General features: G+C 65.1%; 11 protein-coding genes. 5 read left to right on the plus strand and 6 right to left on the minus strand.

What is annotated here, in order from left to right; genetic code table 11:
* Nucleotides 1-16: 16 nt before the first annotated feature.
* Nucleotides 17-1333 (minus strand): FAD-binding oxidoreductase, encoded by a 1317-nt coding sequence (locus C4301_RS02865; protein WP_352413611.1) that lies wholly within the window; start codon nucleotides 1331-1333, stop codon nucleotides 17-19.
* A gap of 17 nt (nucleotides 1334-1350) precedes the next feature.
* Here C4301_RS02865 and C4301_RS02870 point away from each other — a divergent pair, with 17 nt between their 5' ends.
* Nucleotides 1351-1818, plus strand: a complete 468-nt coding sequence (locus tag C4301_RS02870; RefSeq protein ID WP_352413612.1) for an EVE domain-containing protein — start codon at nucleotides 1351-1353, stop codon at nucleotides 1816-1818.
* Here the strand turns inward: C4301_RS02870 and C4301_RS02875 are convergent.
* Nucleotides 1793-3013, minus strand: a complete 1221-nt coding sequence (locus C4301_RS02875; RefSeq protein WP_352413613.1) for a type II secretion system F family protein — start codon at nucleotides 3011-3013, stop codon at nucleotides 1793-1795. The genes C4301_RS02870 and C4301_RS02875 overlap by 26 nt on opposite strands.
* Between C4301_RS02875 and C4301_RS02880 the strand changes: the two genes are divergently transcribed.
* Both C4301_RS02880 and scpB read left to right on the plus strand, forming a co-directional pair.
* A complete protein-coding gene (locus C4301_RS02880) occupies nucleotides 3012-3599 on the plus strand; it encodes an L-threonylcarbamoyladenylate synthase (RefSeq protein WP_352413614.1) in 588 nt (195 codons plus the stop codon). The two genes, C4301_RS02875 and C4301_RS02880, sit on opposite strands and share 2 nt — an antisense overlap.
* Nucleotides 3596-4102, plus strand: a complete 507-nt coding sequence (gene scpB, locus C4301_RS02885) for an SMC-Scp complex subunit ScpB (protein WP_352413631.1) — start codon at nucleotides 3596-3598, stop codon at nucleotides 4100-4102. Before C4301_RS02880 ends, scpB begins: the two co-directional genes overlap by 4 nt.
* Here scpB and C4301_RS02890 read toward each other — a convergent pair.
* Entirely contained in the window at nucleotides 4095-5135 is a 1041-nt protein-coding gene (locus tag C4301_RS02890; RefSeq protein ID WP_503012382.1) for a PIG-L deacetylase family protein, read from the minus strand. The genes scpB and C4301_RS02890 overlap by 8 nt on opposite strands.
* Nucleotides 5136-5157: 22 nt before the next feature.
* Here C4301_RS02890 and C4301_RS02895 point away from each other — a divergent pair, with 22 nt between their 5' ends.
* Together C4301_RS02895 and C4301_RS02900 are read left to right on the plus strand one after the other, a co-directional pair.
* Nucleotides 5158-5784, plus strand: coding sequence for a GNAT family N-acetyltransferase (locus C4301_RS02895; protein WP_352413615.1), 627 nt, complete (start codon nucleotides 5158-5160; stop codon nucleotides 5782-5784).
* A 45-nt stretch (nucleotides 5785-5829) separates the two neighbouring features.
* Entirely contained in the window at nucleotides 5830-7500 is a 1671-nt protein-coding gene (locus tag C4301_RS02900; protein ID WP_352413616.1) for a long-chain-fatty-acid--CoA ligase, read from the plus strand.
* A gap of 9 nt (nucleotides 7501-7509) precedes the next feature.
* Here C4301_RS02900 and C4301_RS02905 read toward each other — a convergent pair whose 3' ends face one another.
* The 3 genes from C4301_RS02905 to C4301_RS02915 are packed head-to-tail and all read right to left on the minus strand — an operon-like array spanning nucleotide 7510 to nucleotide 9869.
* Complete coding sequence (locus C4301_RS02905) at nucleotides 7510-8607, minus strand: cysteine desulfurase family protein (protein WP_352413617.1); 1098 nt, start codon at nucleotides 8605-8607, stop codon at nucleotides 7510-7512.
* Complete coding sequence (locus tag C4301_RS02910) at nucleotides 8604-9047, minus strand: RrF2 family transcriptional regulator (RefSeq protein WP_352413618.1); 444 nt, start codon at nucleotides 9045-9047, stop codon at nucleotides 8604-8606. Before C4301_RS02910 ends, C4301_RS02905 begins: the two co-directional genes overlap by 4 nt.
* A gap of 21 nt (nucleotides 9048-9068) precedes the next feature.
* Nucleotides 9069-9869, minus strand: a complete 801-nt coding sequence (locus C4301_RS02915) for a metal ABC transporter permease (protein WP_352413632.1) — start codon at nucleotides 9867-9869, stop codon at nucleotides 9069-9071.
* Nucleotides 9870-9888: the final 19 nt, after the last annotated feature.

The raw sequence follows: 9888 nt of genomic DNA on the forward strand, positions 1-9888 counted from the left end.
GACCCGGCCCAGTTTGTCAAGGCACCACCTTACCGGGGTTCAAACCCCCCCAGGGGTCCAGACCCCCCTTCACGCGGCGGAAAGCCTCCAGGGTCTCAGGGTCCACCGCCTCTTCCATAAAGGCCCGCTTCAGCACCCCAATCCCGTGTTCTCCAGAAAGCACCCCCCCGTGCTTAAGGGCCACCCGGGCGATGGCGTGGGCCAGCTCCCATACCCTCTCCTCGCTTTCCACCTTGGGGTCGAAAAGGATATTGGGGTGGAGGTTGCCGTCCCCGATGTGGCCGAACTGGACCACAATAAGCCCGAAAGCCTCCCCCAGGGCCCGGATCTCCTCCACCACCTGGGCCAGCCGGGAGCGGGGCACAGCGAGGTCCTCGTTCACCCGCTTGGGACGGATGCGCCCTAAAGCAGGGCTCACCGCCCGCCGGGCCCGCCACAGAGCCTCGGCCTCCTTTTCGTCCCGGGCCACCTGGACCCTGGCCCCGTGGGCTTCCAGGACCGAGGCCAAAAGATCCCGCTCCTCCTCTGCCCCTTCCCCATCCGTTTCCACAAGGAGGAGGGGTCTGGGCGGAAGCCCCAGGCCCAGGTACGCCTCCACCGCTTGGGCGCAGGCCTCGTCCATGAACTCCATCCGGGCGGGCACCGCCCCTTTGGCGATCGCCTCGGAAACCGCCTGAGCCAAAGGCTCCACATCGGAAAAGACCGCCAGAAGACTTTGACTGCCTGAAGGAAGGGGGAGAAGCCGGAGCCGGGCCCGGGTGATGAGACCCAAGGTGCCCTCGGAACCGATGAGAAGCCCGGCCAGGTCATAGGCCCGCCGGTCCAAAAGGTGGACCTCCCCTTCCGCATCCACGAACTCGAGGGCCAGCACATAGTCCCCCGTCACCCCGTATTTGAAGCAAAGGGGCCCCCCGGCGTTTTCCGCGAGGTTCCCCCCAATGGTGCTCGTGCGAAAAGAAGCGGGGTCTGGGGGGTAGAAGAGGCCAAAGGCCCGGGCGGCTTCCGTAACCTCGGCCGTCACCACCCCCGCTTCCGCCCAGGCGGTTTTGGAGACGGGGTCCACCTCCAGCCGCCTCATCCGGGTGAAGGCCACCACGATGGCCTCCTCCAAGGGCACCGCCCCCCCGGAAAGCCCGCTTCCTGCCCCCCGGGGCACCAGGGGGATCCGGGCCTCCCGGGCAAACCGAACCAGCTTGACCACATCCTCCGTGGACTCCGGAAGGACGACGGCAAGGGGGGACTGCCCGAAGAGGATGGCGTCGTACCGGTAGACCTGGGCGGCCTGGCCGAGCAGAACCTTCCTTTCGCCCAAAAGCCGAACCAGAGCCTTCACCCCCTTATCCTAAGGGCATGGCCTACTGGCTTTTAAAGTCCGAGCCCACCGGGTACAGCATCCAGGACCTTAAAAAAGAGGGCCGGGCGATCTGGGACGGGGTGCGGAACCCCCAGGCCCGGAACTTCCTTTTAAAGATGGAGGTGGGAGATCTCTGCTTTTTCTACCACTCCAGCGTAGAACCCCCAGGGGTGGTGGGGCTTTGCCGGGTGGTCCGGACCCGCCTCCCCGACCCCAGCCAGTTCGACCCCCAAAGCCCCTACTTTGACCCGAGAAGCCGCCCGGACGCCCCCAGGTGGTGGACGGTGGAGGTGGAGTACATGGAGGACTTCCCCCTCATCCCTCTAAACCGCCTCCGTCGGATCTTTCCCCCGGACCACCCCCTGGTGAGAAAGGGGAACCGGCTTTCCGTTTTGCCGGTTCCGCAGGAGGTGGCGGAAGAACTTCTGAGGATAGCCCTTACTGCGCGGAAAGCGTCCCGATGATTTTGAAAAGGGGCAGGAACATCCCAGCCACGATCATCCCCACGATGGCGCCCATGAAGATGATCATGAGGGGCTCTATGGCCGCGGTGAGGCTTGCCACCGCCTGGTCTACCTCCCGCTCGTAGAAGTCCGCAATCTTGGTGAGGAGGGCTTCCAAAGCCCCCGTCTCCTCTCCGATGGCCACCATGCTGGAGACCATGGGGGGGAAGACGAAGGGGTGTTTGGCCAGGGTCAGGTTCAAGGGATCGCCCCCCTGGACCCTAAGCCGGGTCTCCTCCAGGATCTCCTCCACCACCTTGTTCCCCGCGGTGCCCTTGACGATCTCCAGGGCCTCCAGGATATTCACCCCACTGGAAAGGAGGAGGGCCAAGGTGCGGGAGAAGCGGGCGATGGCCGTCTTCCGGTTCAGGTTGCCGAAGACGGGCAGGCGGAGCTTGATCCGGTCGATCACCCTCCTTCCTTGCTCCGTCTTGTAGTACTGGCGGTAAGCGAAGAAAAGGGCCACGGCCAAAAGGAGGAGGAAGGGGGTGCTCTTGCGCAAAAGCTCCGACAGGGCGATTAAAAACCGGGTGAGGAGGGGAAGCTCAGAGCCCAGATCGGTGAGGATCTGGGCGAACTGGGGCACGATCCCCGTAAGGAGGAAGTAGGCCACGCCCACGGCAAAGACGAAGACGATCGTGGGGTAGGTCATGGCGCTTCGGATCTTGCCCCGGAGCTCCAGCTCCTTCTCGAGGAAGGTGGCGATGCGGTCCAGGATCTGGTCCATCCCCCCCGAGGTCTCCCCCGCCCGGACCAGGTTCACGTAGAGTCGGGAAAAGAGGGGATGCTTGGCGAGGGCCTCGGAGAAGCTCGAGCCCCCTTCCACATCCAGGCGGATTTTACGGATGATCTCCCGAAACTTTTTGTTCTCCGTTTGCTTCTCCAGGATGGAGAGGGACTGGAGGAGGGTCAGCCCCGCGGAGAGCATGGTGGCGAGCTGGCGGGAGAAGATGGCCAGGTCCTTAAGCCCCGGACCCCGCTCCAGGGCGGGGAGGCGGACCTCGGCCCCAAGCCCCCGGCCTGGCTCTTTGATCTCGGTGACAAAAAACCCCCTTTCCCTAAGAAGGCGGGCGGCGGTGCGCAGGTCCTCCGCCTCGAGGGTGGCCTCCACCAAACGGCCCTGCCGGTCCCGGGCCTTATACTGATAGACGGGCATGGATCGAGTATACCAGGCCATCCAGGTGCTGAAGAAGGGGGGGGTGGTGGCCTTTCCCACGGACACCGTCTGGGGCGTCCTTGCGCTTTTAGAAAACGAGGAGGGGGTGCGGCGCATCTACGCCATGAAGGGCCGGGAAGAGCAAAAACCCCTCCAGGTCCTGGTGGCCGACCTGGAGGCCGCCCTTTCCCTGGCCGAGCTCGGCCCTTTGGAAAAACCCTTTCTCCGCCTGGCAAAGGCCTTCTGGCCCGGCGGCCTTACCCTGGTCGTTCCCGGAAGGAAGATCCCTCCCTACATCAGCAAGGACGGCTCGGTGGGGCTCAGGATGCCGGACCACGAGGCCTTGCGGGAGGTCCTAAGGGGGGTCGGGGGGTATGCGGCGGCCACCAGCCTGAACAAAAGCGGGGAACCCCCCGTACAAAGCGAGGAGGAGGTCCGCGCCTTCCCGGTGGACTACGTGTTTCCCGGGAAGGCCCTGGGCGTGGCCTCGAGCGTCTTGGACCTGCGCACGGGCGAGGTCCTAAGGGAAGGCGCCATTCCCAGAGCCGCCCTCCTGGCGGCGTTAAACCCCGACCCTCTCGCATGAAAGGCGATCTTTTGGCGGTCTTCTTCGCAGCAGGGAGGCCCCTTTCCCTTAAGGAGCTTTCCGCCCTGGGCCCAGAGGACCTGGTCCTGAGGGAGGTCCAGACCTTGGAAAAGGAGCTGGACGCAGGGGCTTTGGGCGTCCGGCTGGAGCGGGTGGCGGGAGGGTGGCGGCTTGTCGTCCACCCCAAGGCGCTTCCCGCGGTGGAGGCGGTGCTTAAACCCAGCCCGCCTCGGCTTTCCAAGGCGGCTTTGGAGGTGCTGGCCCTTGTGGCCTACCACCAGCCCATCACCCGGGCGGAGCTCGAGGCCATGCGGGGCAGGAGCGTGGAAGGGGTTTTGGAAGGCCTTGTCGAACGGGGGCTTGTAGAGGTGGTTGGAGAAAAACCCAGCCTGGGCCGGCCCAAGCTGTACGGGACCACCCGGCGGTTCCTCGAGGTCTTCGGGCTGGAGAGCCTGGAGGACCTCCCCCCCTTGGAGGAGGGCCCTGCCCTCTTCCTCAGGTGAAGGTCTCCTCCAAAAGGCTCTCCCGGGCTGGGACGGGCAGGGTGGAAAAGAGCTCGTTCCTCCGCACGAAGGCCAGAAGAAAGCGGCCCAAAAGGCGCATCTGGGAGCGGTGGGCCCGGATGGCCTTCTCCTTGGCCAAAACCGCCTCCTCGCTAAGCTCCACCCGGACCCAGTCCAGCCCCCGGCCCCGGGGGGGTGGGTACAGGGGGAGGCGGGGATGGAGACCCTTGGGAAGGGGGTACTCGTACCCCCCGTGGATCAGGTAGTAGGTGAGCCGCCTTTCCATCCCCAGCTCCGCGGCCGCCCGCATGCCGAAGTGGGCGGCGGCCCGGTGGTCCCGATGGGCGTCCAAGGGGCTCGGCAAGAGGATCCGGTCCGGCCTGAGCTTTGAGAGGAGTTCCTCTAAAAGGCTTTCTAAAGCCCGCCCCGTGTACGGCGTGTCCAGGCGGTAGGACCCGGGGTAGACCACCCGGGAAAGGCCGGTGTAAGGACTCGTGTAGGGGACCAGGTAGTGAGCGGTGAAGAGCTCGTAAAGCCCCTGGTCGGGAAACCCCAGGAAGTAAAGGTCCTTCCGGGTAAGCCCGAGGGCCTCCGCGCCCTGCCTCGCCTCCACCATCCGCCTCAGGGCCAGGCGCTTCAGGGCCCCGGGGCTTAAGGGAGAGCCCGCCGCAAGGTCAAACCCGTCCCCGGAGGTAAGGTAGACCACGCTGACCCGTCCGCCCTGGCGCAAGACCTCCTGGACCTGCCCCCCTGCGGCCAGGACCTCGTCGTCCGGGTGGGGCGCAAGGATGAGGAGGTGCTCCGCCTGAGGCGTCCAGACGGGAAGGTCCTTGACCCGCAAAGAAGTCACGAAGGCGTGGTAAAAGGCGAAGACAAAGCGGCCGTTGATGAAGGACCAGACCGCAAGCCCCCCCAGGAGCAAGGCCACCCGCTCCGCCCAGACCAGCCCAGCCCAAAGCCGGACCGCCTCCGTAAGGGCCACGTAGGCCAAAAGGAGAAGAAGGAGCCACTGCCAGGGGTGAAGCCTCCGCACGGCGCGATTTTAAACTGGGGGCATGCCCAGGCTCCGCCCCGCCCAAAGGAAGGATCTGGAGGCCATCGCCCGCCTCTCCCACGCCACCGCGTTTCTGGGCGAGCCCGCCTGGTTTTTCCCCAGCGAAGCCCTATGGGGGGAGCTCTTCGTCCGGCCCTATCTGGAACGGGGGTGCTGCAATCTGGTGGCCGAGGAGGAGGGGGGGGTTCTGGGCTATATCCTAGGGGCTTGCCACCCTTTGGGCCTCCTCCCTTATTTTCTCCTCCGACTGCCCCTTCTTCTCCTGCGCATTCTTCTTTTCGCCTACGGCCCCCCGGGGCCTTACCTCCGTTACCTCCTAAGGCTCGTTCTCCATCCCGGCCCCAAGGCCCCCTACCGGACCTACCCCGCCCACCTCCACATCGCCGTGGACCCCAAGGCCCAGGGCCAAGGCCTGGGCCAGGCCCTTATGGAGGCCTTCTTGCACTGTTTGAAGACCCAGGGCATCCCCGGGGTCCAGCTTTCCACCACTCAGAAAAACGAGGCCGCCCGGCGGCTTTACCTCAAGATGGGCTTCTCCCTCTACCAAAAGCGCGAAAACCCCTTCTGGCTCCCCTTCACGGGAACGCCCCTGGTGCACGAGGTCTGGGTCCGGTCCCTAAAGCCTTGAACTCGGTATAAGCGTTCGAGTACACTCAGGAGCAAAGGAGGGTGCATGAAGCCTTGGCATGCGCACTATGACCCGGGTGTACCGCACGAGATTCAGGTGCCTGAAAAACCCCTTTGGTCCATCCTGGAAGAGAGCGCCCGCACGTACGCGAACCAGGTGGCCCTGGACTTCCTGGGCAAAACCCTGAGCTACCGGGAGGTCTGGGACCTGGCCCTGCGATTCGCCCAGGGGCTGAAGGCCCTGGGGGTGAGACCCGGAGACCGGGTGGCCCTGATGCTCCCCAATACGCCCCAGTTCGTCATCGCCTTCTACGGAACCCTGGCCGCCGGGGCGGTGGGGGTCAGCGTCAACCCTCTTTACACGCCTCGAGAGCTCAGGCACCAGCTTGTGGATGCGGGGGCAAAGGTTCTCGTCCTTCTGGACCAGCTCTGGCCCCGCTACGCTGAGATCGAAGACGAGGTTCCAGTGGAGAGGGTCGTCACCACGGGCATCCGGGAGTACCTCCCCTTCCCCCTTAACCTTCTTTATCCCCTGAAGGCCAGGCGGGAGGGCACCTGGGTCAACCTCCCTCCCCACGAGCGGCGGGTACCCTTCCAGGGCCTTCTCAAAAATCCCCGGGCCACCCCCCATCCCGCCAAGGGGGACGAGCTTGCCCTCCTCCAGTACACGGGCGGGACCACGGGCCTTTCCAAAGGGGCCATGCTCACCCACAAGAACCTGCTGGCCAACGTCCTCCAGATCGAGGCCTGGGACCCCACCTCGGGGGAGCTCAAGGGCAAGGGGGTGATGCTCGGGGCTTTGCCCTTCTTCCACGTCTATGGGATGACCGTGGCCATGAACTTCGGCCTTCGCTCGGGGTATAAGATCGTGCTCCTACCCCGGCCCGAGATCAAGGCCATCGTGGAGGCGATCGAAAAACACCAGGTGACCCACTTTCCCGGCGTCCCCACCTTGTATGTGGCCTTCAACCGCTTCCCGGGCATAGAAGGGCGGAAGGTCAACAGCATCCGCATCTGCCTTTCCGGGGCAGCGCCCTTGCCGGTGGAGGTGGCCAAGGAGTTTGAGCGGATCACGGGGGCCCGGCTCATAGAGGGGTATGGCCTTTCCGAGGCCAGCCCCGTCACCCACTCCAACCCCGTTCTTGGCGAGATCCGCAAGGGCTCCATCGGCCTGCCCCTTCCCAGCGTGGACGCCAAGGTGGTGGACGAGGAGGGAAACGAGGTCCCCATCGGCGAGGTGGGCGAGCTCATTGTCCAAGGCCCCAACGTCATGCAGGGCTACTGGAACCGGCTGGAAGAGACCCAAAAAGCCCTCAAAAACGGCTGGCTCTACACCGGGGATATGGCCCGAATGGACCCGGACGGCTACTTCTACATCGTGGACCGCAAAAAGGACCTGATCATCGCCGGGGGCTACAACATCTACCCCCGCGAAATCGAAGAGGTCCTCTACCAGCATGAGGCCGTCCAAGAGGCCGCCGTCATCGGCGTCCCGGATCCCTACCGCGGGGAGACCGTCGCCGCCTTTATCGTCCTCAAAGAGGAGTACAAGGGCAAAGTCACTAAAGAAGACCTCGAGCGGTTCTGCCGCGCAAACCTCGCCGCCTACAAAGTCCCCCGTATCATAGAATTCAAAGACGCCCTCCCGAAAAGCGCGGTGGGCAAGATCCTACGGCGGGAACTCCGAGACGAGATGGCAAAGGCGCTCAAACAATAACCCCGCCCCCTAGAGCCGGGCCATCTCCACTGCCTGGCGGAACCGCTTTACCGCCTCCTGGACCTCCTCCTGGGTGGTGTAGCGGCCCAAGGAGAAGCGGAGGCTGGCCTTGGCCTCCTCCCGCGTGCGGCCGATGGCCAGAAGAACATGGGAGGGCTCGAGGCTCCCCGCACTGCAGGCCGATCCCGAGGAGACCGCCACCCCCAGGAGGTCCATGGCCATGAGGAGGGCCTCCCCGTCCGCCCCCTGGACGGTGACGTTCACCAGCTTGGCCAGGCGCTGGCTGGGGTGGCCGTTGAGCTCCACCCCCTCCACGGAAAGGAGGCCCGCCTCGAGGCTGTCCCTTAGGCGCTTAAGCCGACTTAGGTCCTCCTTCATCGCCTTCTCCAGGGCCAGGGCCATCCCGTAGGCCAGGGCTGGGTTGGGCGTCCCCCCCCGCAGGCCCCGCTCCTGTTTGCCCGGAATCAGGGGCAAAAGCTCCACCCCCCGGACGAGGAGGGCCCCCACGCCCTTGGGGCCATAGAACTTGTGCGCGCTTATGGAAAGGAGGTGAGGCCCTTCGGGAAAAGGCAGCTCGGAGGCCGCCTGGACGAAGTCGGTGTGAAAGACCACCCCCCTCTCCCGGCAAAGCCTGGCCATCGCCTCTACGGGGTAGAGGGTGCCGAGTTCGTTGTTCGCCGCCATCACGCTGACCAGGATCGTGTCCGGCCTTAGGGCCTCCTCCACCTGCTCGGGGTAGACAAGGCCAAAGCGATCGGGGGGAAGAAGGGTGGTTTCAAATCCGAGCTTTTCCAGAAGCTTCAGGCTTTCCAAGACTGCGGAGTGCTCCACCCGGGTGCTGACGATATGCCCCCGGCCCCGGGCCAAGGCGGTGCCGATCAGGGCCAAAGCATCCGCCTCACTCCCCCCGGAGGTGAAGACCACCTCCTTGGGCCGGGCCTTCAAAAGGGCGGCCAGGCGCTCCCGGGCCTCGTCCAGGACCTTTCGGGCCTTCCGGCCGTAGGCGTGGACGCTCGAGGGGTTGCCAAAGGCCTCCGAAACCGCCTCCATCCCCGCCTTGACCTCGGAGTCCAAGGGGGTGGTGGCCGCATAGTCTAGGTAGATCATGAGGCCTGAAGCTGGATGAGCCGGCGGGCCTCGATGAGCTTCCTCTCCTCCACCAGGTCCTGTAAGGTGGTCTTCCCCAAAACCTCCCGCATGGCCAGGTCCACCCGCTTCCACAATAGCTCGGTGGAGCACCGCCCCACCTGGGCGCAGGACTCCGGGTCCTCCAGGCAGGAAACGGGGGCCAGATTCCCCTCCAGGGCTTCCACCACCTCGAGGGCGGTGATCCTCTCCGGGGGCCGGGCCAGCTTGTACCCCCCCTTGGCCCCCCGGACGGAGCGGAGGAAGCCCGAACGGCGGAGCTGGGCGGCGATCTGCTCGAGGTAGTGCAGGCTGATGCCCTGGGCCTCAGCCACCTCCTTCAAGGGGACGGAGGCCGGGGCCTTTAGGCCGATTTCCACCAGGGCCCGGAGGCCGTACTGGGCTTTCGTGGAGACCCACATGCCCCTATAATACCTGATTTTCTACCGGGCAATGCGAGTTTTCAAAAAGGCCAGGAGGAAGAGGCCGGTCTGGACCAGGACCACCGTGGCTCCGCTGGGCAGGTCCAGGGCAAAGGAGAGGAAAAGCCCCACCCCAACCGCTAAAACCCCCAAGGCCAGGCTCCAGAGGAGCATCTGGGCGAAGGTGGGAGAAAGGAGCCTGGCCGCGGCGGCGGGGATGACCAGAAAGGCGGCCACCAGGAGCGCCCCCACCACCTTCACCGCCACCACCAGGCTTACCGCCACATAGGTGGAAAGGAGGTGGTCGTGAAAGAGGACGGGAACCCGGTCCGCCAGAGCAAGCTCCCGGTCGAAGGTGGCGTAGGCCCAGGCCCCGTAAAGGGGCAGGAGGAAGAGCCCCAAAAGGAGAAGGCCCAAGGCGGCCCAAAGGTCCTCCGGGGCCACCGCCAACAAGGAGCCAAACAGGTAACCGAAGGGGTCGGCCACATACCCCCGGGCCCGGGAGAGGAAGACCGCCCCCAAGGCCACGGAGAAGGCAAAGAGAATGCCGATGGCCGTGTCCTCGGAAAGCTCGGTCTTCTCCTTCAGGTAGGTAATGCCCAAGGCCACCAGAACCGTCACCGGCAAGGCGAAGGCCAAAGGCTCCGCGCGGAGGAAAAGCCCCAGGGCCACCCCGGCAAACGCCGCGTGGGCCAGGCCATCCCCCAGAAAGGAAAGCCGCCTTTGCACCACGAAGCCCCCCAGGGCGCTCGAGGCCAAGGCCACCAGGACCCCCGCCAAAAGGGCCCGCTGGAAAAAGGGGTAGGAAATGGCCTCCATCATCCACCCGCCATCCGAATGA

It is taken from the genome of Thermus sp. (assembly GCF_040290245.1).
In the GTDB taxonomy this organism is placed as follows: domain Bacteria; phylum Deinococcota; class Deinococci; order Deinococcales; family Thermaceae; genus Thermus_A.